Annotated in this window: 15 protein-coding genes and 4 pseudogenes; 14 read left to right on the forward strand and 5 right to left on the reverse strand. The window is 69.9% G+C overall.

What is annotated here, in order from left to right:
• The first annotated feature begins 125 nt into the window (after positions 1–125).
• The 4 genes from C1708_RS23175 to C1708_RS23190 are packed head-to-tail and all read left to right on the forward strand — an operon-like array spanning position 126 to position 2,782.
• The gene (locus tag C1708_RS23175; RefSeq protein ID WP_198602574.1) at positions 126–551 is read left to right on the forward strand and encodes a roadblock/LC7 domain-containing protein; all 426 of its coding nucleotides are present in this window, start codon (positions 126–128) and stop codon (positions 549–551) included.
• Complete coding sequence (locus C1708_RS23180) at positions 548–907, forward strand: DUF742 domain-containing protein (RefSeq protein ID WP_106414478.1); 360 nt, start codon at positions 548–550, stop codon at positions 905–907. Before C1708_RS23175 ends, C1708_RS23180 begins: the two co-directional genes overlap by 4 nt.
• The gene (locus C1708_RS23185; RefSeq protein WP_106414479.1) at positions 888–1,505 is read left to right on the forward strand and encodes a GTP-binding protein; all 618 of its coding nucleotides are present in this window, start codon (positions 888–890) and stop codon (positions 1,503–1,505) included. Before C1708_RS23180 ends, C1708_RS23185 begins: the two co-directional genes overlap by 20 nt.
• Positions 1,502–2,782 carry a cytochrome P450 gene (locus C1708_RS23190; protein ID WP_106414480.1) on the forward strand — a complete coding sequence of 427 codons (1,281 nt, stop codon included), beginning with the start codon at positions 1,502–1,504 and terminating at the stop codon, positions 2,780–2,782. The genes C1708_RS23185 and C1708_RS23190 overlap by 4 nt, the downstream gene beginning before the upstream one ends.
• Before the next feature lie 209 nt (positions 2,783–2,991).
• On the opposite strand, the gene C1708_RS23195 is transcribed toward C1708_RS23190, so the two are convergent.
• From C1708_RS23195 to C1708_RS23205, 3 genes are all read right to left on the reverse strand, one after another.
• Complete coding sequence (locus C1708_RS23195; protein WP_106414481.1) at positions 2,992–4,218, reverse strand: cytochrome P450; 1,227 nt, start codon at positions 4,216–4,218, stop codon at positions 2,992–2,994.
• Between the two features lie 288 nt (positions 4,219–4,506).
• The gene (locus C1708_RS23200; protein WP_106414482.1) at positions 4,507–4,722 is read right to left on the reverse strand and encodes a DUF397 domain-containing protein; all 216 of its coding nucleotides are present in this window, start codon (positions 4,720–4,722) and stop codon (positions 4,507–4,509) included.
• Complete coding sequence (locus C1708_RS23205; RefSeq protein ID WP_106414483.1) at positions 4,719–5,636, reverse strand: helix-turn-helix domain-containing protein; 918 nt, start codon at positions 5,634–5,636, stop codon at positions 4,719–4,721. The genes C1708_RS23200 and C1708_RS23205 overlap by 4 nt, the downstream gene beginning before the upstream one ends.
• Before the next feature lie 147 nt (positions 5,637–5,783).
• On the opposite strand from C1708_RS23205, the gene C1708_RS23210 reads away from it, so the two are divergent.
• The 7 genes and pseudogenes from C1708_RS23210 to C1708_RS23245 form a co-directional block, all read left to right on the forward strand.
• Positions 5,784–6,323 (forward strand): ATP-binding protein, encoded by a 540-nt coding sequence (locus C1708_RS23210; protein WP_106416448.1) that lies wholly within the window; start codon positions 5,784–5,786, stop codon positions 6,321–6,323.
• A pseudogene (locus C1708_RS36155) lies at positions 6,281–6,535 on the forward strand (type II toxin-antitoxin system Phd/YefM family antitoxin); the annotation flags it as partial. The gene C1708_RS23210 and the pseudogene C1708_RS36155, both read left to right, overlap by 43 nt.
• 280 nt (positions 6,536–6,815) lie before the next feature.
• A pseudogene (locus C1708_RS35205) lies at positions 6,816–6,975 on the forward strand (IS5/IS1182 family transposase); the annotation flags it as partial.
• 249 nt (positions 6,976–7,224) lie between these two features.
• Positions 7,225–7,956 (forward strand): DUF7873 family protein, encoded by a 732-nt coding sequence (locus C1708_RS23230; protein ID WP_106416449.1) that lies wholly within the window; start codon positions 7,225–7,227, stop codon positions 7,954–7,956.
• Between the two features lie 495 nt (positions 7,957–8,451).
• Complete coding sequence (locus C1708_RS23235; protein WP_157951289.1) at positions 8,452–13,113, forward strand: DUF6531 domain-containing protein; 4,662 nt, start codon at positions 8,452–8,454, stop codon at positions 13,111–13,113.
• 88 nt (positions 13,114–13,201) lie between these two features.
• On the forward strand, positions 13,202–14,167 hold the full coding sequence (locus C1708_RS23240) for a hypothetical protein (protein WP_106414484.1): 966 nt from the start codon (positions 13,202–13,204) through the stop codon (positions 14,165–14,167).
• Between the two features lie 28 nt (positions 14,168–14,195).
• Positions 14,196–14,961: pseudogene (locus C1708_RS23245) on the forward strand (aldo/keto reductase); the annotation flags it as partial.
• On the opposite strand, the pseudogene C1708_RS23250 reads toward C1708_RS23245, so the two are convergent.
• Positions 14,939–15,329 (reverse strand): annotated as a pseudogene (locus tag C1708_RS23250) (SDR family oxidoreductase); the annotation flags it as partial. The pseudogenes C1708_RS23245 and C1708_RS23250 sit on opposite strands and share 23 nt — an antisense overlap.
• A 138-nt stretch (positions 15,330–15,467) precedes the next feature.
• Between C1708_RS23250 and C1708_RS23255 the strand changes: the two are divergent.
• Positions 15,468–17,120 (forward strand): alkaline phosphatase D family protein, encoded by a 1,653-nt coding sequence (locus C1708_RS23255; protein ID WP_106414485.1) that lies wholly within the window; start codon positions 15,468–15,470, stop codon positions 17,118–17,120.
• On the opposite strand, the gene C1708_RS23260 is transcribed toward C1708_RS23255, so the two are convergent.
• Complete coding sequence (locus C1708_RS23260; protein WP_106414486.1) at positions 17,107–18,132, reverse strand: Gfo/Idh/MocA family protein; 1,026 nt, start codon at positions 18,130–18,132, stop codon at positions 17,107–17,109. The two genes, C1708_RS23255 and C1708_RS23260, sit on opposite strands and share 14 nt — an antisense overlap.
• Positions 18,133–18,271: 139 nt before the next feature.
• On the opposite strand from C1708_RS23260, the gene C1708_RS23265 reads away from it, so the two are divergent.
• Both C1708_RS23265 and C1708_RS23270 read left to right on the forward strand, forming a co-directional pair.
• A complete protein-coding gene (locus C1708_RS23265) occupies positions 18,272–19,660 on the forward strand; it encodes a multidrug effflux MFS transporter (RefSeq protein WP_106414487.1) in 1,389 nt (462 codons plus the stop codon).
• Positions 19,621–20,790, forward strand: coding sequence for a serine hydrolase domain-containing protein (locus tag C1708_RS23270; RefSeq protein ID WP_106414488.1), 1,170 nt, complete (start codon positions 19,621–19,623; stop codon positions 20,788–20,790). Before C1708_RS23265 ends, C1708_RS23270 begins: the two co-directional genes overlap by 40 nt.
• Positions 20,791–21,085 lie beyond the last annotated feature (295 nt).

Raw genomic sequence — 21,085 nt, forward strand, 5'->3', positions numbered from 1 at the left:
GTACGGTGCCGCCCCCGGCCCCGCACGGCGTCCGGGGCGACGGCGCCCCTTCCCGCTCGAGCACGTGAGATAGGAGGAACGGGCCGGTGACCGGCATGCCGGACACCACCGTCCCATCACCCACCATGCAGACCACGACCACCGACAACAGCCTCAACTGGCTCCTGCAGGGTCTCCTGGAGCGGACCCCCGGCGCACGGCACGCCCTGGTCCTCTCCCGTGACGGCCTCAAGCTCTGCTGGAGCGAGCACCTGACCCTCGACCTCGCCGACCAGCTCTCGGCCATCTGCTCCGGCATCCAGGCCCTCGCCCAGGGCGCCTCCATGGAGTTCGGCGACGGCACCGGCGGCGTACGGCAGTCGATGACCGAGTTCCACGGCGGCCTGCTGTTCATCGTGGAGGCCGGCGAGGGCGCGCACCTCGCCGTCGTCGCCGGGGAGGACGCCGACCCCGGCGTGGTCGGCCACCAGATGACGGAACTGGTCGAGCAGATCGGCGACCACCTGCGGGCCGAACCCCGAACCGAGGCCGCGGGGAGCGGAACCTCGTGACCCCCCGCAAACCCGTCGACACGGGCGACCCGGACCGGCTCTACACCGTCACCGGCGGACGCAGCCGCGCCGACGAGTCCTTCGACCTGGTCACCCTGATCGTCAGCGAGAGCGCGCCGACGCCGGGGATGCAGTCGGAGCACGTCCGGATCCTGGAACTGTGCGCACACCCCGTCGCCGTCGTCGAGATCGCCGCGGAACTCGGGCTGCCGGTCACGGTCGTACGCATCCTGCTCGGCGACCTGCTGGACACCGGACGCATCACCGCGCGCCACCCCCGCGCGGCGGCGTCCGTCGCCTCCCTGCCCGATTCCGCCCTACTCCAAGAGGTGCTCCATGGACTCCGCAACCTCTGAGCTGCCCACCCACCGCACACCGCTCCGCGACACCGCGGAGACGGGTCTGAAGATCGTCGTCGTGGGCGGGTTCGGCGTGGGCAAGACGACCCTGGTCCGTTCCGTGAGCGAGATCCGGCCGCTGAACACCGAGGAGGTGATGACCCAGGCCGGCGTGGGCGTCGACGAGACCGACGGGGTGAGCACGAAGACCACCACCACGGTCGCCTTCGACTTCGGGCGGATCAGCCTCAACGACCGCATGGTGCTGTACCTCTTCGGCGCGCCCGGGCAGGAGCGCTTCTGGTTCCTGTGGGACCGGCTGTTCTCCGGCACCCTGGGCGCCGTGGTCCTCGTGGACACGCGGAGGATGGACGACTCCTGGTACGCCATCGACCGCCTCGAGCACCACGGCACGCCGTTCGTGGTGGCCGTCAACCGGTTCGACGACAACAGCGTCCGGTACTCCCTGGACGAGATACGCCAGGCGCTCGCCCTCCCCGCGCACGTGCCGATGGTCGACTGCGACGCCCGGGTCCGGGCCTCCGGCAAGGACGTGCTGATCACCCTCGTGAACCACCTCCACGACCTGGCCACCGCCAAGGAGGCGACACTGTGACCGATCCGGCCGCTCCCTTCGCGCACCCGGCCCGCACCGGCGACGGGCCGCCACCGGGGTGCCCCGCGCACGCCGGCGCGGTGAGCCTGACCGGGCTGGACTTCCAGCAGACGCCCTCGCAGCTCTACCGCACGATGCGCCGTGAACACGGCCCCGTGGCACCGGTGCTGCTCGACGGCGGCATCCCGGCCTGGCTGGTGCTGGGCTACACCGAGCTCACCTATGTGACCAGTCACGACGAGCTGTTCGCACGGGACTCCCGGCGCTGGAACCAGTGGGAGAACATCCCGTCGGACTGGCCGCTGCTGCCGTACGTCGGCTACCAGCCGTCGGTGCTGTTCGCCGAGGGCGACGAGCACCGGCGGCGGGCCGGGGTGATCACCGAGGCGCTGGAGGGCGTCGACCAGTTCGAGCTGGCCAACGAGTGCCTGCTGATCGCCGACGACCTCATCGCCCGGTTCGCCGGCAGCGGCCAGGCCGAGCTGATGTCCGACTACGTGCACCCCCTGCTGATGCGCGCCGTCGTGCAGATGTGCGGCATGCCGGCGACCGGTGAGGACACCCGCCGGCTCGTCGACGACCTGCGCATCTCCCTGGACGCCGCGGAGGGCGAGGACCCGGTCGCCGGGTACAACCGGGTGGGTGAGCGGCTGCGGGAGCTGGTCAAGGAGAAGCGGACGGCGCCCGGCCCGGACGTCACCTCGCGCATGGTGACGGACCCGGCGGGACTCTCGGACGAGGAGATCGTCCAGGACCTCATCTCGGTGATCTCGGCGGCCGAGCAGCCGACGGCCAACTGGGTCTGCAACACCCTGCGTCTGCTGCTGACGGACGAGCGCTTCGCCGTGAACGTCTCGGGCGGCCGGCTCAGCGTCGGCGAGGCGCTCAACGAGGTGCTGTGGCTGGACACCCCGACGCAGAACTTCATCGGGCGCTGGGCGGTGCGGGACGTCCAGCTCGGCGGCCGGCAGATAAAGGCCGGCGACTGCGTGGTGCTGGGCCTGGCCGCGGCCAACACCGACCCGCAGATCTGGCCCGAGGGCCACGTGGGCGCGGAGAACGCGGCGCACCTGTCGTTCAGCAACGGCGAGCACCGCTGCCCGTACCCGGCCCCGCTGCTGGCGGACGTGATGGCGCGGACGGCGGTCGAGACGCTGCTGGAGCGGCTGCCGGACCTGGTCCTGGCCGTCGAGCCGGAGGAACTGGTCTGGCGTCCGTCGATCTGGATGCGGGGCCTGATGGAACTGCCGGTGCAGTTCACGCCGGTGGTGCAGTAGCGCTCCGCCGGTGCGGGAGGGCTCCGCGGTGCGCGGGACGCTCCGGCGAGGCGGAAGGGGCGCCCGCGGAGGTGCGTGCGGGCGTCCGCGGATGTCCGGGCGGGCGCTGCCCCCGCGGGCGGCCCGGCGCGGCGGGGTCCGGCCGGGGCGGGGGCGGCGCGTACGACGGTGACCGGCGACGGTGCGTACGACGACGGTGACCGGCGCGGTCAGCCCTGGACCGGCGTGAACCGGACCGGGAGGCTCTGCGGGCCGCGGGTGAACACGCCCTGCTCGGCCGGCTGGAACCCGTCGGCGAGCCGCACGTCCGGCATGGCGTCGAGGAGCTGGTCGACGCCGATCTCCACCTCGGCCTTGGCCAGCAGCGCGCCGACGCAGAAGTGCCGGCCGAGCGCGAACGCGAGGTGGTCGGCGGCGGCGGAGAAGGCCTTGGTGGTGGTCAGGTCCTCGCGGAAGATGTCGAACCGGTCCGGGTCGGCGTAACGGCGCTCGTCCCGGTTGGCGGCGCCTATCAGGCAGGTGACGGTGGCGCCGGGGGGTACGGTGCCGCCGCTGAGGGTGACCTCCGTCGCGGACTGCCGCATGATCATGTGGACGGGCGGGGTGTACCGCAGGGTCTCGGCGAAGGCGCGCGGTATCAGCGAGCGGTCGGCGCGGACGGCGGCGAGCTGGTCGGGGTGGGCGAGCAGGTTCGCGAAGATGCCGGCGATGGCCTTGTCGGTGGTCTCGCCGCCGGCCGCCAGCAGCAGGCTGCAGAACGCCTTGACGTCCTCGTCGCTCATCCGTACGCCGTCCACCTCGGCGGCGCACAGGACCGACAGCAGGTCGTCGCCCGGATTCTCCCGGCGCTCGCGGATGATCGGCAGCATGTACTCGGCGAACTCCGCCCGGGTCCGCTCACCGGCCTCCGTGACCTCGGGGTCCCCCGAGAGGTTGCCGAGGAAGGCGATGACGGCGGTGTACCAGCGGTGGAAGCGGGGGTGGTCGGCCTTGTCCAGGCCCAGCATGTCGGCGATGACGTTGACCGGGAAACGGGTCGCGTAGTCGTTCACCAGGTCCGCGGAGCCGGTGTGCCGGAAGGCGTCGATCAGCTCGCGGGAGTTGCGCTCGATGACCGGCAGGAACTTCTGCTCCAGGTCGCTGCCGCGGAAGGCGGGCGCGACCAGCGCGCGGCGTACGGCGTGCTCACGCCCGCTGAGCTGCAGAATCGTCTTGCCGTGCACCGGTTCGAGCTGCCAGGCGTAGTTGTCGGTGGTGAACTCGCCGGCCTTGTCCTTGAAGACGCGCTCGACGTCCTCGTAGCGCGAGACGATGTAGCTCTTGGTCGGCTCGTGCCAGATGAGGGGCGAGGTCTCCCGCATCACGCGGTAGGCCGGGTAGGGGTCGGCGGCGAACTCGGGCGAGAGGATGTCGGGCACCTGCTGGGCGGTGGACATGGGGCTCCCTGCGATCGTATTTCGTGTACTGCACAAGGTTATTGATCATTCGTCAGCGACGACAGACCGCTTGATGACCGGATCCGCTCGAATGCGGAACCGGCCGAAAATCGCCCCTGAGCGGCCTCGTCGCGGCCGTCCGCCGCGGCGCTCCCGCTGCGCGCGGGACGGCTGGGAGCCCGGTGACACCCGGCCCCCGGGAGACCCGGAGGGCTGATCAGGCGCCCGGCGCACACGGGAGCCCTGCCGCCCGCAAGGCGCGGCAGGGCTCCCGTGACCGTACGAGTGTCAGACGCTCCGCTCCGAGGAGGCCAGCCCGACGAACCCCGCCCACGCGTCACGCGACACCGTGACGACGGGCCCGGCGACGGCCTTGGAGTCCCGGACGTGCACAACTGCCGTACCGGCCGCGACCTCTACGCATTCGCCGCCCTCGGTTCCGCTGTAGCTGCTCTTGAACCAGGCGAGCCCGGAGGTGACGGTCGAGGACTCAGCGCTCTTCATGGCGATCCCAGCAACCTTTCGATGAACTCCGTTGACTCTCGCGGACTGAGAGCCTGTGATCGGATGATCCCATAGAGCGCGGCGGCCAGAACCCCTTGTTCCGGGTCGGTCTCCAGAGAGCCGATGCCTCGGGCCTCGGCGTACACGAACTTCTTGCCGTCCTTGCGCGTGACGACGGTGAACGGCCCGTTCACGCCCGCGTTGTCCTCGCGGTCGAGCGGCATGACCTGGATCTCGACGTTGCGTTTCTGTCCGATCAGCAGCAGGTGCTCCAGTTGTCCCCGCAACACGGCCTTACCCCCGTAGGGGCGTCGTAGGAGCGACTCGTCGAGCACGAAGCTCAGGAAGGGCGCCGGCTGCCGGTCGAAGATGTCCTGTCGGGCCAGTCGTGCTGCCACACGCTGTTCCGTGGTCTCCTCGTCCAGAGGGGGACGCCTCATCGCGAGCAGCCCCCTCATGTACTCCTCGGTCTGGAGCAGCCCGTTGAGAACGGGCATGCTGTAGGAGACGAGTTCGACGGCCTCCCTCTCCAGCGTCGCCATCCCCTGGAAGAACACCGGGTACTGGGCCCGCTCCACCTCCTCCTTCCACACGCACAGCAGCCCGTCCGCCCCCAGCACCTCGTCCGCCCGCTCGATGGTCCGGGGCGACGGGATCCTCCGCCCCTGCTCGAACGACGCGACCGTGGCCGCGGAATACCCGATCCGGCTCCCGAACTCCGCCCGGTCCAGGCCCTCCCGCAGCCGCAGCGTCTTCAGGGTCTGCCCGAACGCGGCGACCACGCCCTTCCCCGCCCCGTCCTCGGGACGGCGCGCGCCGCCCCCGCCGTCGTCGCTCTCCCATCCGTCCCCGACACTCACGACCGTTCCGCCGTCCCCGCCCGCCAGGGCGTCCGCGCCCGTACGCTTCGTCATCGACCACCGCCTTCTCCGGCCCAACGCGCCCGCGGGGGACTCCGTCACGCCGCACGTCACGTACGCGCGTCGACACGTCGCGTACAGCGGTCCGCGTCGGTGCGTCACCACTGGTCACGCCACACGACCGGCGGGACCGTGGTCGGCATGACGAACAACCCCGCCGGTCCCACCGGCCCCGGCCGGCTCGCCACCCCCACCGCTCGCTTGGGCGCCGTCCCACCCGAACCCGCGCCGGCGTCCCGCACCTTCGCGATGCGCTTCACCTCGACCCCGCGCGGAGCCCGTCTCGCCCGCCACCTCGCCGCCGTCCGCCTGGACGCCTGGGGCGTCCCGTACGGCACCGACGACCACGACGCGATCCTGGTGATCGTCGCCGAGCTGACGGCGAACGCCGTGCTGCACGGCAACGTCCCCGGCCGCGACTTCCACCTGCGCCTCGGGCTCCTCCACGCCGGACCCCGTTCCGCCACCGTCCGCGTCGAGGTCACCGACACCCGGGGCGAACGGGTCCCGCTCCGGCCGGGAAGACCCCGGCCCGAGGTCCCCGCCGTGGACGAAACCGGCCGGGGCCTCCTCCTGGTCGCCGCCCTGGCCACCCGCTGGGACTGGCACCCGCGGCCGGACGGCCCGGGCAAGACGGTCTGGGCGGAGTACGGGATCTCAGAAGCCACCTCGCCGACGTGATCGACCGTGCCCGGCACGAGGAGACCCCGACGATCACCACGCGGCGCGGGAAGCAGGAGGCCGTCGTGATCGGCATCGAGGAGTACCAGCGGCTGCGCCGGATCGCCGAGGGCGCCGAAGAGGCCTGGCTCAACCGGCTGGCCGACGAAGCCGAGTCCGAAGGCCCGGAGGGGGCGGTCTCGCTCGAGGGGACGGCCGCCCTGCTCCGCACCGGCCGGGACCGACCGCATGGGGTGCGCCACGCGCTTCACCCCGCACGCGCAGCGGGACATGCTCAGGATCCCGCGCCCGGACGCCCTGCGGATCCTGTACCGGCTCACCGAGTCGCAGAAGGCGATGGACCCGGGCGACACGACGGCGTTGGACGCCAAGGACCTGCAGGGTCACGGCGCCCGGTGGCGGCTCAGGGCCGGTGACTGCCGCGTCGTCCACACCGTCGAGGACGGCCGGCTGCGCGAGGCGACTGTCGGGCTGTACGCCGGGCAGATGAAGCTCACCCCGGACCAGCAGGCGGTCAATTGCGCTCACGCCGGAATCAGGGCGCTGGGCGAGCCGGCCATGACCGCGCTCAGGACCTGGCGCCTCCCGTGCAAGCTGCGGTGCAGCACCAACCCGCATCACCAGCCTTGTTCAGGCCGTCCTCGCCCTTCATCCGACCTGCTCAAGCCAAGGTGGGAAACGGCTCGCTGTGCTGAAAGGCGTGAACAGTGGAAGAGAGAATGTCGTTCGGCCGCTCAGACGAGCGATGCGTGAACAGCGAGAGCCGAAGTGTTCACGCTTTTCAGTGGGGGTGCCGTTCCTCGAGGGAGGGCGACGAACGCGGCCCACCCGCCCGCCGGTAAAGGAGATGCGGGCGTGTGACCGAGCCGGATACGGTCCTGCCTGTTCGAAGGGGGAGCCCGTGACCAAGCTGAACCAGATCATCGCGGTCGAGAAGGGTGTCAAGAGCAAGTCGCTCCAGGACATCAACGCCGCGCACGCCAAGGTGCAGAAGCCGGCGCTGCTGGCCGGCATCTCGCGCACGTACCAGCCGAAGGACGAGGAGGGCGAGCAGCTGCCGCCCGAGTCCACGCGGGTGCAGGTGCAGGCCGAGGACGTGCTGCGCGAGGTGTCCGCCTCGCTGACCCGGCTATTCGACGTCACCGCGACGAAGGACTGGGCCAACTGCCAGGCCCGCGCGGACGTCACGGTCGACGGGCGGACGCTCGTCGCCGACGTCCCCGTCAGCTACCTGCTCTTCCTCGAGAAGCAGCTCGCCGAACTGCACGGCTTCGTCAAGAAGCTGCCGACCCTCGACGCCGCCGAGTCCTGGACGCCCGACCCGTCCACGGACTGGTGGAAGACCGACCCGGTGCGCACCATCCGCACGAAGAAGGTGCCGCGCAACCACGTCAAGGCGGAGGCCACGGAGAAGCACCCGGCGCAGGTCGAGGTGTACTACGAGGACGTGCCGATCGGTTACTGGACCACCGTGAAGTTCTCCGGCGCCCTTCCGGCGCGGCGGGTGAACGAGCTGGTGGAGCGCGTCGAGAAGCTCCAGCAGGCCGTGAAGTTCGCCCGTGAGGAGGCCAACGGCACCGAGGTCACCGACCAGCGGGTCGGCGAGGCGGTGTTCGGCTACCTGTTCGGCTGACGCGCGGCGCGGCCACAGGTGACATCCACGATCGCCCCCGCGTGCGAGCGCGGGGGTGCGCTACGGGGCGCGGGCCGGGTGAGGACCGGTGCGCGCCAGGAGCGCAAGCTGAAACTGAAGTTCAGCCTGAAGACGCGGCCTGCCGGCGAAGGCGGCCGTGATCAATCTCAAGCTCTCGCTCCAGTCTCAGCATCGCCGCCGATCGCCGGACCGAACGGGGACGGACGAACGCCGTCGGATGCGAGTTCGACTCTCGCCTGCGCCTCTTCCCCGGCGCGGTAGTTCAAAGGAAGAACACGACGGCCTGACGACTGATCCGTCCTCTTAAACGCCGCCGGCGTGCGCAATTGGGTGGCACCCCCAGGAGCCCGGGAGCTGGATACGACTCCCGGGCTCCGCCACGTCCGGAGTGCACCTACCTGCCGAACGAAAGTTCCAGGTAAGTTCAGGTGTGCATACGGGCGTTGACGATGTGCGCGTGACGGGGGTTGCGGGATGGCGGGTCACCGGCCGAGTGATTGGCATGTCCTTGATCTGGACAAGGACCCGACGCCCGGCGACCCGGAGCGGGTGCGCAGGCTCGCGAAGTTCCTGCACGACTTCGCCGACGACGTCTCCGAGGCGCTGCGTCTGGTCAAGGGGATGGCCGGTGAGGGGACGCTGGCGGAGTGGGCGGGGAAGTCGGCGACCGTCTTCAAGGAGGAGTTCTCCGGCGTTCCCAAGAACCTGAGGAAGCTGGAGAAGTCGTACGCGATGTGCGGGGACGCGCTCGCGGACTACTGGCCGAGGCTGGAGCGGGCGCAGGCGCTGGCGGACAAGGCGCTGGCGAAGGCCCGTGAGGCGCGTGCGGATCTGTCGTCGGCGCAGTCGAGGCTGGCGTCGGCGGAGTCGTGGGTGGGGCGGGCGACGCGGGAGGCCGACAAGTACAAGGACGACCCGACGGGGTCGAGGTCGGATGCGGACAAGCCGGACGAGGCGAAGGTGCGGGCCGCGACCCGCGACGTGCGCAGCGCCAAGTCCGCCCAGGACAAAGCCCAGTCGGACGTCTCCGACGCGCAGGACGCGCTCGCCGCGGCGAAGAAGATGGCCGCGGACGCGCGGAAGATGCGTGAGGAGGCGGCGCGGGACGCGAAGTCGAAGATCGACGAGGCGTCCGACGCGGGGATCCGGAACCGGTCGTGGTGGGAGGAGATCGGCGACTGGTTCACCGACAACTGGGACAGCATCGTGGCCGCCTGCAAGATCGTGGTGGCGGTCGTCGGCATCGTCGCCATGATCACCGGCGGGCCGATCCTCGGCGCGATCGTCCTCATCGCCGCCCTCGTCGTCCTCGCCGACACGCTCCACAAATACAGCAAAGGCCAGGCATCCCTATGGGACGTGGGACTGGCCGCGCTGGAGTGCATCCCCGGAATGAAGGGCCTGACCACCCTCGGCGGACTCGCCAAAGGCATGAGAAATCTGGGTTCCATGGGGCTCAAGGGCATGGCCGCGGGAGTGCGCGGACTGGGTAAGAGCGCTCGCAGCATGCTCAGTAGGTCCCAAGAAGCCTTCGCGCGCATGCAGTCGAGGGTTCGAAGGGGACTGAGCGACCCGATCGACATGGCTACGGGGGCGATGTTCCTTCCTCAGACGGACGTGGAACTGCCCGGTGCTCTGCCCTTGGTTTTCCAGCGTCGTGTTCAGTCCGACTATCGGGCGGGGTGGTGGTTCGGTCCCTCATGGACGTCCACTGCCGATCAGCGCCTCGAAATAGATGACGAAGGGATCATCTTCGTTACTGACGATGGTCAACTTCTGTCCTATCCCCATCCCGATGTCGAAGAGTCGGTACACCCTCAGGTCGGCCCCCCGTTGCCGTTGACCCGGCTCGACGATGGTGGATACCGGGTAACTGACCCGTTCGGAGGGTTGGAGTTTCGGTTCGACAAGCCGAAGAGCGACGGTTGCGCACCCATAATCGCGCTCCGCGACCGTAACGGTCGGTGCATCGAATTCATTTATGACGAACTTGGCTTTCCGGTCGGTATCCGCTCGTCAGGCGGGTACTATCTCCGGCTCACCATCGAAGAGGGTCGGCTTACCAGCCTCCATCTCGTCGGCGGTGAAGAGGGGGGTGGCGATGCGCTCATCAGGCGGTTCGTCTATACCGGCGGCAATCTCACGGAAGTGCACGGGGCGAATGGCCTGCAACTGAGGTTCGAGTATGACGACCGCCTGCGGATAGTTACCTGGATCGACTCGAACGGCAGCCGCTATCGCTATGAATACGACGACGAGGACCGGTGCGTATTCGAAGGCGGTGAAGCCGGACACTGCACTTTGTCTCTTGCCTATGACACCAGTGACCCTGCGTTCCCGGGGTTGCGGGTGACGACGGCTACTACCGGTGATGACCACACCTCGAAGTATGTAGTCGACGACGCATTTCTGATAGTCGCCGAAATTGATCCCCTCGGCGCTGTGACACGTACTGAGTACGATCAGGGGCATCACATAACCGGGCGTACGGATCCGCTCGGAAATCACACTCGCATAGTGAACAATGCTCTTGGCCTGCCTCGACGCGTTATACGGGCAGACGGCGCGGAAACCACGGCCGAGTACAACGACCTGAACCTTCCGGTGCTCATCCTTCAGGAGGATGGAACAACCATTCGGCACACGTATGACGAGCGCGGGAACCGGACCTCGGTGACGGACGAGTCAGGCGCCACGATGACGTTCCTGTACGACCGGAGCGGTCACCTGATCCGGGCCACTGATGCGTTGGGTAACTCCATGACCATTCAGAACAACGCCGCCGGCCTGCCGACGCTCGTCACCGACCCGCTGGGAGCGAGTACTGAGTATCGCTACGATGCTTTTGGGCGTCTGAGCGCGGTAGTTGATGCCACGGGAGTCGAGACCAGGTTGTGGTGGTCGGTCGACGGACACTTGACACGCAGGGTGGGAGCACAGGGCAACGAAGAGACCTGGTCTTACGACGGCGAAGGAAACTGCCTGAGTTACACCGATGGAGAGGGGCGCGTCACTCGATACACGTATACCCACTTCGACATGCTTGCCAGCCAGACTCTCGCCGACGGAAGTCGGTATGAGTACGAACACAGCCCCACCCTCCAACTGTCCAAGGTCATCGATCCACAGGGCAGGACGTGGGATTACGAGTACGACCAGGCGGGTCGCTTGACGGCGGAGACCGACTTCGACGGGCGTCGCGTCGAGTACACATACGACTTGGCGGGCCGGTTGGTGAGCCGGACAAATGCGGTGGGCCAGCGTGTCCAGTACCAGTACGACGCACTCGACTGGACGGTGGCCAAGACTGTCGATGGCCGGACGACGCGTTTCGAGCGAGACGTGATGGGCCGCGTTCTTCGCCTGTCCAACTCGGTCAGTGACATCAGTTACGAGCGAGATGCCATTGGTCGTGCTCTGTCCGAAACGGTGGATGGCCGGGTGCTACGGCGGTGGCACGACCAGCTCGGGCGTCCTGTGAAACGGGCTACGCCCACCGGCTCGGTGACCACCTACGCGTACGACGCGGCGGGCCGAATATCTGAAATGCGAGCCGGTGGGCGTGCCTTGAGCTTCTGCCATGACGCCGCGGGCCGGGAGGTTGCCCGAGCTCTTTCCCCAACAGGGCTTTCCGTCAACCGAGAATGGGATGATCTCGGCCGTGTTGTCGGGCAAGAGGTTACAAGCGCCATGGGGTCCTTGCTCCAGCGCTCATTCAGCTACCGGGCTGATGGTCACCTCGTTGCGGTGGACGACTCACTGTCCGGGACGCGTCGCTTCACGCTCGATCCTGCCGGGCGAGTTACGGCAGTGGAGGCGCGTGGGTGGCAAGAGAAATACGCGTACGACGCGGGCGGAAATCAAAGCTATGCCGAATGGCCGGGGCATCACCCTGGTAAGGAAGCTCAAGGTGATCGAGTCCACCGGGGCAACAAGCTCATGCGCGCGGGCGGAATACGGTACGGCTACGACGCTGCCGGCCGTGTCGTTACACGCCGTAAGGTCAGGCTGTCACGCAAAGCCCACGTGTGGCACTACACCTGGGACGGTGAGGACCGGCTGACTTCCGTCACGACGCCTGACGGCGTTGTGTGGCGCTATCTCTACGACCCCTTGGGTCGGCGTACGTGCAAACAACGTCTCGGTTCCGACGGTCAAAGAGTAGTGGAAGAGGTTCGTTTCACCTGGGACGGGGCGTATTTGGCGGAACAAGAAGTCACCGGCCCCGATCTTCCCCACCCTGTGGTCACGACGTGGGAGTATGACGGACTCCACCCAGTTTCTCAGATCGAACGCCGGGTCGACTCTTTGAGTCGGGATGAGATAGATTCTCGATTCTTTTCCATAGTCACGGATCTGATCGGAACGCCGACGGAACTCGTGGGCGAGGATGGTGACCTTGCCTGGCGATCACGCGCCACCGTCTGGGGCGTGACAGCGTGGAACCGTGATGCGGCAGCGTATACGCCTCTGAGGTTTCCGGGGCAGTACTTCGACCCTGAAACGGGTCTCCATTACAACTTCCAGCGCTACTACGATCCGGAGACAGCCCGGTACTTCAGCCCGGACCCTCTCGGGTTGGAGCCTGCGCCCAATCCTGACGTTTACGTTTTCAACCCTTTGCAGGGGTGTGATCCGCTCGGGCTCGCGCCCCGCTATGCCAACCGTCCGGATCGTTATGCGTGGGGTGGCAGCGTCCGTTACAAGGCTACTGACCACCTGGGCCGGCCCACCGGCGTGTCCGCCTGTATTCGTAAGGAGATGGTTATTGCGCAAGGGACGGAAGCGGGCAAGATGTGGACAAAGGGCTGGCGAGGTCACGGGACGTTGTTCAACGAAGCGCGTGGTCACCTGCTGGCCAACACGTTGGGCGGGGCTGGTAAAGGGCCGAACGCGCCGCATAATTTGGTTACTTTGACGCAAAACCCGACCAATCATCCGCACATGTATGAGATGTTCGAGAAGCCCGTTGCGGATGCGGCCATGAAGGACGAGATCGTTCAATACAGTGTGACTCCGATCTATGAGGGCGTCAATCCCATTCCCATACGTCTCGAATTCGAAGCCTTCGGTAACAAGGGATTTTCCCTGAGCGGTTTCCTGGACAATCCGGCGGCGGGGGTGCGGACTCCTTGAAATCCTGTGGTCGGCCGAGCCGCCACTGCGCAGTCCCATGTCCCGTACCTGTTGAGTATGCTGCCGTGAGAGACGGAACAGGAGCACCATGACGCGCACCACGCCCGAGCGCCCCGTAGATATCGAGGCGGTGATTCCCGAACTGTCCGAGCATCGCGGAGTCGCTACCCGACTGCACCCGCGTCCGGGGGCCACCATGCCGGAGGAGAGCTCAGTTGGCGGTCCCTTCCTCTGGCCGTCCGACGAACCGTGGCCTCAGTGCAGGGAACCGCACAAGCGCCGCTTCGGTGAACGCCTCAGCGAGGTCCGCTTGACCAGGAGGTTGCTGGCCGCCGGACCGACTGAGGAGGAATATGAGCTTCTGCGCACGTTCCGTCGCGGGCGTCACGCGCCGTGGCTGACGGACGTCGATCCCATTCCCCTACTTCCTGTCGTGCAACTACGCACACAGGACATTCCAGGTCTGAGCCTCCCCGACGACGCCGACCTGTTGCAGGTCTTCTGGTGTCCGTTCAACGCTCACGGGGCAGACCGTAATGTCGGTGTGCATCTCTTCTGGCGAAAGGCGTCAGAGGTCACCGAAGTCCTTCGCGAGCAACCGGAGCCGGAAGTCGTGGGGCGCGCTGAGTATGTGCCCGAGCCCTGCATCATCCATCCCGAACAAGTTATCGAGCATCAGTGGGGGGATCTGCTGCCCTACTCGATCAGAGCGCGTCTGGATGAATGGGAGGACTGGGAGGACGAGGACGCGGTCAGTTACCAGTTCGACCTTTCCATCCCTCCTGGATGGAAAGTCGGCGGGTTCGCGCCGTGGCCGGTCACCGGCCCGGAGGATGTGACGTGCGGGTGTGGGCGGCGAATGGACCTCTTGTTGACGGTCGACAGCCGTGAGTGGGATCGAGGCACCCGCAGCTGGGTTCCTCTGGAGGACCGTGACGTGGCGGACACGGACGCGAACACTCCTACCCGAGTCGTCGTGGGTCGGGGAGGACGACTCATGATTTTCGTCTGCTCCCAAGACTGGTCTCACCCACATCGGCTGGTCTTGCAGTAGGGCAGGGTGCAAGAGCAACTCCCTTGCCATGGCGCGCGCTCCAACTCCTACCGTCCCCGACACGGAGTTCACCCGCACACTGGGACCCAGTGGTATCCAGGTCAGCGCGCTCGGGTTCGGGTGCTGGGCGATCGGTGGGGAGTGGCGGGACGCCACCGGGCAGCCGCTCGGGTGGGGGAGGGTCGACGACGAGGAGTCCGTGCGGGCGATCCACCGGGCGCTCGACCTCGGTGTCACCTTCTTCGACACCACCGACGCACCGGGCACAGCGAGGTGATCCTCGGCAGGGCGCTCGGTTCGCGGCGGGACGACGTCGTCGTCGCCACCAAGTGGGGCAACCTCTTCGACCCCGGCACCCGCACCGCCCCCGGCGCCGACGACTCCCCGGAGCACCTCCGTCGTGCCTGACCGCCTCCCTGCGCCGGCTCGGCACCGACCACGTCGACCTCTACCAGCTCCACCTCGCCGACGCCGACGCCGGCCGGGCGGCCGTGCTGCGGGACGCGTGCGAGGAACTGGTCGCGGAAGGGCTGCTCCGGGCGTACGCCTGGAGCACCGACGACCCCGCCCGCGCCGCCGTCTTCGCCGAGGGGCCGCACTGCGCCGCCGTGCAGCACGCGCTCAACGTCCTCGACGACGCCCCCGAGATGCTCCTGCTCTGCGAGAAGGCCGGCCTCGCGTCCGTCAACCGCAGCCTCCTCGCCATGGGTCTGCTGACCGGCAAGCACCGCGGCGGCCGGCCGCTCGAGACCGGGGACATCCGCAGTCGTCCGCCCGCCTGGCTGCAGGGCTTCGGCCGTTGATGTCGGTGTCCACCACTGCCGCCACGCCTCGTACGGCAGCTCCTCCACCGGCACCCCGCCGTACCGGCGTTGTTGAACAGCAGGTCCAGCCGCCCGAAGCGCCCGACCGCCGCCGCGAACAGCGCCTCCGCGTCTCCCGGTTGTGACACGCCCGTCGGGACGGCCAGGACCTCCCCGCACTCCGCACCGCCCGCCCCCGCCGTCTCCTCCAGCGTCTCCGCCCTGCGCCCCGCCAGCACCACCGATCAGCCCCCGCGCAGCAGTTCACGGGTCACCGCGCGACCGATGCCGGAGCCCGCCCCGATGACCACCGCGATCCCGGCCCGCCCGTCCCGTCCGTCCGTTTCCTTGGCGTTCATGGCACCGCAGCGTAGGCGAGGGTTCGCCATGTGGGCCTCATGCGACCGTCATCCGGATGCTGTGTACGCGTCAATGCCACGTCGTCCCCGGCCACTGCAATTCCTCCCGCACCCACATGTCCGCCAGGGGAGGAACCGATGGCACAGGTACCGACGACACCCGAGGCCCGCCCGTCCCACGCGCCCGAACTCCGCGCCGCCGCCCGCCACATCGGCCGCCGTCGCTTCCTGACCGCCACCGGGGCCGCCGCCGCGCTCGCCTTCGCCGTCGGCGTGCCCGGCGCGGGCACCGCGGCCGCCGCCGAACTGGACACCGCGCGGCTCACCGACGACCCCTTCACCCTCGGCGTCGCCTCCGGCGACCCGCACCCCGACTCGGTGCTGCTGTGGACCCGCCTCGCGCCCGCGCCGTACCAGACGGACGGCGGGCTGCCCGCCCGCCGCGTCACCGTCGAGTGGGAGATCGCCCTCGACGCCCGCTTCCGCAGCGTCGTCAGACGCGGGAAGGCCACCGCCCACCCCGAGTTCCACCACACCGTGCACGTCGAGGCCGGCGGCCTCGCCCCCGGCCGCGTCTACCACTACCGCTTCCGCGCCGGCCGCTTCGTCAGCCCCGCCGGCCGCACGCGCACCGCGCCCGCCGCCCGCAGCCGCGCCGCGGACCTCACCTTCGGCGTCGTCTCCTGCCAGCGCTACGACCAGGGCTACTACACCGCCTACCGGCACCTCGCGCAGGAGGACGTCGACGTCGTCTTCCATCTCGGCGACTACCTCTACGAGTACGCCGTCAACGACGTCGCCGGCTCCCGCGCCTACCCGGCCGGCACCCTGCCCGACCTGTTCCGCCGGGAGACCGTCACGCTGGAGGACTACCGGCTGCGGTACGCCCTCTACAAGTCCGACCCCGACCTCAGGGCCGCGCACGCCGCGCACCCCTTCGTCGTCACCTGGGACGACCACGAGACCGAGAACAACTACGCCGACGACACCCCCGAGAACAGCGTCCCGCCGGAGGAGTTCCTGCTGCGCCGGGCCGCCGCCTACCGCGCCTACTGGGAGAACATGCCGCTGCGCCGGCCCCAGCTCCCCGAGGGCCCCGACCTGAAGCTGTACCGCCGGCTGCACTGGGGCCGCCTCGCCCAGTTCGACGTGCTCGACACCCGGCAGTACCGCTCCGACCAGGCCTACGGCGACGGCTGGCAGTACCCCGGCCCCGAGTCCGAGAACCCCTCGCGCACCCTCACCGGCGCCGCCCAGGAGCGCTGGCTGCTCGACGGCTGGCGGCGCTCCGACGCGGTGTGGAACGTCGTGCCGCAGCAGGTCACCTTCTCCCAGCGGCTCGACAGGCCCACCCCGCCCGCCAAGGTCTCCATGGACTCCTGGGACGGCTACCCGGCCTCCCGCGAGCGCGTCCTGGCCGGCGCGCAGGCCGCCGGCGTGGAGAACCTGATGGTCCTCACCGGCGACGTGCACGTCCACTACGGCTTCGACATCAAGCGCGACTTCTCCGACCCCGGCTCGAGGACCGTGGGCACCGAGATCGTCACCACCTCCGTCACCAGCGGCGGCAACGGGGCGGAGAAGCCCGCCAACTGGGACAGCCTGACCGCCGCCAATCCGCACATGCGCTTCTACAACGGCCTGCGCGGCTACACGACCGTCACGCTCGGCCGGGAGCGGGCGCGCGCCGACTTCAAGACGGTCTCCCACGTGACCACGCAGGGCGCGCCGCTCACCACCGCCGCCTCCTTCGTCACGGAGGCGGGGGACCCGGGGCTCAAGCCGGCCTGACCGCCGTGCCGTTCGCGTCCTCGCCCGGGTAGCGGACGCCGACGCGGTCCCGGATCGCGTCGAGCGTCCGCATCACGGCGAGGGTGCCGTCCAGCGGGACCAGCGGGGACTCGGTCTCGCCGGCCCGCAGGGCCCGCATCACCTCGACGGCCTCGTGCTTGAGGCTGTCGCGGGGGCCGTCGGCCGGGTCGGCCGTGAACTCCTCGGCGTCACGGCCGACCCGGTGCAGCACGAACCGCTCCGGGAAGAAGAAGCCGGACGGAATGTCGATGCGTCCCTCGGAGCCGGTGACCGAGGCGTAGGTCGCCGTACCGCCCACGATGGAGCAGTGCACCGAGGCGAGGGCGCCGTTCTCCCACGAGAGCAGCGCCCCCGTCTGGAGATCGACGCCCTCCTCCGAGAGCATCGCCCGCGCCGTGACGTCCGACGGCTCCCCGAGCAGCAGCTGCGCGAACGACACCGGGTACACGCCCAGGTCCAGCAAGGCGCCCCCGCCCAGCGCCGGGTCCCGCAGCCGGTGCGACGCCGGGAACGGACCCGAGAGACCGAAGTCCGCCTGCACGTGGCGCACCTCGCCGATCGCGCCGTCGTCGACCAGCGCCTTCAGCCGCCGCACCATCGGATGGCAGTACGTCCACATGGCCTCCATCAGGAAACGCCCGTTGCCCCGCGCCAGCGCGACCAGCTCCTCGGCCTCCCGCGCGTTCAGCGTGAACGGCTTCTCGCACAGCACGTTCCGCCCGGACTCCAGCATCAGCCCGGCCGCCGCGCGGTGCGCCGTGTGCGGAGTGGCGACGTAGACGACGTCGACCTCCTCGTCGAGCGCCAGCGACTCCCAGTCGCCGTAGGCCCGCGGTATGCCGAACCGTTCGGCGAACGCCTTCGCCGGCTCCGTCGACCGCGACGCCACCGCCACGACCTCCGCGTCGGGCACGTCCGCCAGGTCCGCGGTGAACCTCGCGGCGATCCCCCCGGTCGCCAGGATCCCCCAGCGCACCTTCTGCTCCGTCATCCGTCCCACCCTGATCGTGTCGTTCGCCGTATCGTCGGCGAGAGTCGATGGAAGCGCTCCCATGACATCACCGTCGATGCCGAGCACTCCGTACGAGCTGAGAGCATAGGGAGCCGAAGACAGAAAAAGGGAGGGGCACATGCCCGAGGGCGGGGCGTCCATATCGAAGCCGTCGGCCGGTCCGGCCGGCGGCGGGGCACCGGAGGGGACTGCGGACAAGGGCAGGGGCGGGCCGCCGGACCCGGCGCCGGGCGGCGCGGCAGGGGCGGTGAAGGGCGCGGTCCCGGCGGCCCGGAGCGCGGTCCCCGGCCGGCGTACGAGTCTGCTGGTCACGCTGCTCCTCGGCGGGCTCACGGCCACCCCGCCGCTGGCGATGGACATGTACCTGCCGGCCCTCCCGGAGGTCACCCGGTCCCTGCACGCGCCCGCCGCCACCGTCCAGCTCACCCTCACCGCCTGCCTGGCCGGCATGGCGTTCGGGCAGCTGGTCGTCGGGCCGATGAGCGACCGCTGGGGCCGCCGCCGGCCGCTGCTGGCCGGCCTCGCGGTGTACGTCGTCGCCACCGCGCTGTGCGCCCTCGCCCCCACCGTCGAACTCCTCGTCGCCTTCCGGCTGGTCCAGGGACTCGCGGGCGCGGCCGCCATCGTCATCGCCCGCGCGGTCGCCCGCGACCTGTACGACGGCGTGGCCATGGCCCGCTTCTTCTCCACCCTCATGCTGATCTCCGGGATCGCGCCGATCATGGCGCCGCTGGTCGGCGGGCAGATCCTGCGGGTGACCGACTGGCGGGGCGTGTTCGTCGTCCTGACCGCCATCGGGGTGCTGCTGGCCGCCGTGGTGTGGGCGAAGCTGCCGGAGACGCTCGCACCGGCCGACCGGCACGACGGGGGAGTGGGCGAGACCCTCGGCTCGATGCGCCGGCTGCTCGCCGACCGGGTCTTCACCGGTTACACGCTGGCCGGCGGCTTCGCCTTCGCCTCGCTGTTCGCCTACGTCTCGGCGTCCCCGTTCGTCGTCCAGGAGATCTACGGCGCCTCCCCGCAGACCTTCAGCCTGCTGTTCGGGCTGAACTCCGTCGGGCTGATGGTGGTGGGCCAGATCAACGGCAAGGTGCTGGTCGGACGGGTCCGGCTGGACAAGGTGCTCGGCGTCGGGCTCGCCGTCGTGGTGGCCGCGGCGACGGTGCTGCTGCTGCTGTCCCTCGGCGTGTTCGGCGAGACGGGGCTGGCGCCCGTGGCCGTCGCGCTGTTCGTGCTGATGTCCGCGATGGGCGTCACCCTGCCCAACACCCAGACCCTCGCCCTGCTGCGCACCAAGCACTCCGCGGGCTCCGCGTCCGCCCTGCTCGGGACCACGTCCTTCCTGGTCGCCGCGGTCGTCACCCCGCTGGTCGGCATCGCCGGCGAGGACACCGCCGTCCCGATGGCCGTCGTCCAGCTGGCCTCCGCCCTGGTGGCGACGGCCTGCTTCCTGGGAATGTGCCGCCCGTGGAGGAGCGGGACGGACAGGAAGGGCGGGGGCGTCTGAGCACCCCGAGACTGCGCCGGGGCACCCCGGAACGGGCCGGGCTGGACGCCGGGGAGCTGCGGCGTCTGGTCCAGGAGGTCCGCGCCCGCACCGAGGGCGGACGGCCCTGGGCGGCGGGCGCGGTGGTGGCCGTCGGACGCGGCCCGGTGATCGCCGTGGAAGAGGCGGTGGGCTGGGCGGTGCGCTACGCCGGCTACGACGGGACGGCGGACGCGCCCGTCGAGCTGCCGCCGGAGCAGCGGGTGCCGATGACCGTGGACACCCCGTTCGACCTGGCCTCCGTCACCAAGCTGTTCACGGCGGTGGCCGCCGTGCAGCAGATCGAGCGGGGCACGCTGGGCCTCGACGCGCGCGTCGGCGCCTACCTGCCGGACTTCACGGCGGCCGTACGGCACGGCATCACCGTGCGCCAGCTGCTCACCCACACCTCCGGACTGCGCCCCGAACTGCCGCTGTACGACTGCGCCGACGACGCCGAACGGCTGGCGCGGCTGCGCGCGGAACGGCCGGTCGGCGTGCCCGGCACGTACTGCTACTCCGACCTGAACATGCTGCTGCTCCAGCACGTCCTGGAACGCCTCACCGGCCGCCCCCTCGACGTCCTGGTGCGCGACGGCATCACCCGGCCCCTCGGCATGGACGCGACCGGGTTCGGGCCGTGCCCGTCGGCCGCCGCGACCGAGGACCAGCGGCGGCCGTGGGGCAAGGCGGACCGGGGGATGCTGCGGGGCGAGGTGCACGACGAGAACGCCTGGGCGCTGGGCGGGGTCGCCGGCCACGCGGGCCTCTTCGCCACGGCGGGCGACCTCGCGGTCCTCTGCCGCACCCTGCTGGCGGGCGGGGCGTACGGGCCCGCCCGCATCCTCGGCCCGGACCACGTGGACCTCATGCTGCGGCCCCCGGGCCTCGGCTTCGCCGTGGACCAGCCCTCCTTCATGGGCGCCCTCGCGGGCCGCGGCGCCGCCGGCCACTCCGGCTTCACCGGCACGTCCCTGGTCCTCGACCGCGCCACGGACACCTTCGTCGTCCTCCTCGCCAACACGGTCCACCCCCGCCGCCCCACCCCGCCCGACAGCACGCCCCGCGCGGACGCGGCGACCCGGGTGGCGCGGGCGGTGCGGGGGAGGTGAGGGGCCCCCTCGGGGGCCCCGACGACGGCGTCGCGCCGCCCGCGCCGCCCGTCCTGGCGTCCCGCGGGTCGGGAGCGCCGCGGCCTCGCGGCTGCCCCGTGACGGCCGCCGGCCTCACCGGAGTCCTGCCGTGCGGGCCCTGACCGGGCGCTGACGGCGCTTCCGGGGCGGGGCATCCCCGGCAGAAGGCCCGGGCCGCCCGGACGTCCGTACCCACGGAGCCCCGGATCCCGTGACACCGCGCCCGCGGCGCCCACGGATTCCCGGCCCCCGGCAACGGGCCGTCCGGCGTCCC

It is taken from the genome of Streptomyces sp. DH-12 (assembly GCF_002899455.1).
Taxonomy (GTDB): Bacteria; Actinomycetota; Actinomycetes; order Streptomycetales; family Streptomycetaceae; genus Streptomyces.

What these genes read in the sequence shown, in the direction of transcription:
- C1708_RS23175 (WP_198602574.1), top strand. Translation starts at nt 126, where the DNA reads ATGCAGACCACGACCACCGACAACAGCCTCAACTGGCTCCTGCAGGGT.
- C1708_RS23185 (WP_106414479.1), top strand. Translation starts at nt 888, where the DNA reads ATGGACTCCGCAACCTCTGAGCTGCCCACCCACCGCACACCGCTCCGC.
- C1708_RS23195 (WP_106414481.1), bottom strand. Translation starts at nt 4,218, where the DNA reads ATGTCCACCGCCCAGCAGGTGCCCGACATCCTCTCGCCCGAGTTCGCC.
- C1708_RS23200 (WP_106414482.1), bottom strand. Translation starts at nt 4,722, where the DNA reads ATGAAGAGCGCTGAGTCCTCGACCGTCACCTCCGGGCTCGCCTGGTTC.
- C1708_RS23205 (WP_106414483.1), bottom strand. Translation starts at nt 5,636, where the DNA reads ATGACGAAGCGTACGGGCGCGGACGCCCTGGCGGGCGGGGACGGCGGA.
- C1708_RS23210 (WP_106416448.1), top strand. Translation starts at nt 5,784, where the DNA reads ATGACGAACAACCCCGCCGGTCCCACCGGCCCCGGCCGGCTCGCCACC.
- C1708_RS23235 (WP_157951289.1), top strand. Translation starts at nt 8,452, where the DNA reads ATGGCGGGTCACCGGCCGAGTGATTGGCATGTCCTTGATCTGGACAAG.
- C1708_RS23240 (WP_106414484.1), top strand. Translation starts at nt 13,202, where the DNA reads ATGACGCGCACCACGCCCGAGCGCCCCGTAGATATCGAGGCGGTGATT.
- C1708_RS23255 (WP_106414485.1), top strand. Translation starts at nt 15,468, where the DNA reads ATGGCACAGGTACCGACGACACCCGAGGCCCGCCCGTCCCACGCGCCC.
- C1708_RS23260 (WP_106414486.1), bottom strand. Translation starts at nt 18,132, where the DNA reads ATGACGGAGCAGAAGGTGCGCTGGGGGATCCTGGCGACCGGGGGGATC.
- C1708_RS23265 (WP_106414487.1), top strand. Translation starts at nt 18,272, where the DNA reads ATGCCCGAGGGCGGGGCGTCCATATCGAAGCCGTCGGCCGGTCCGGCC.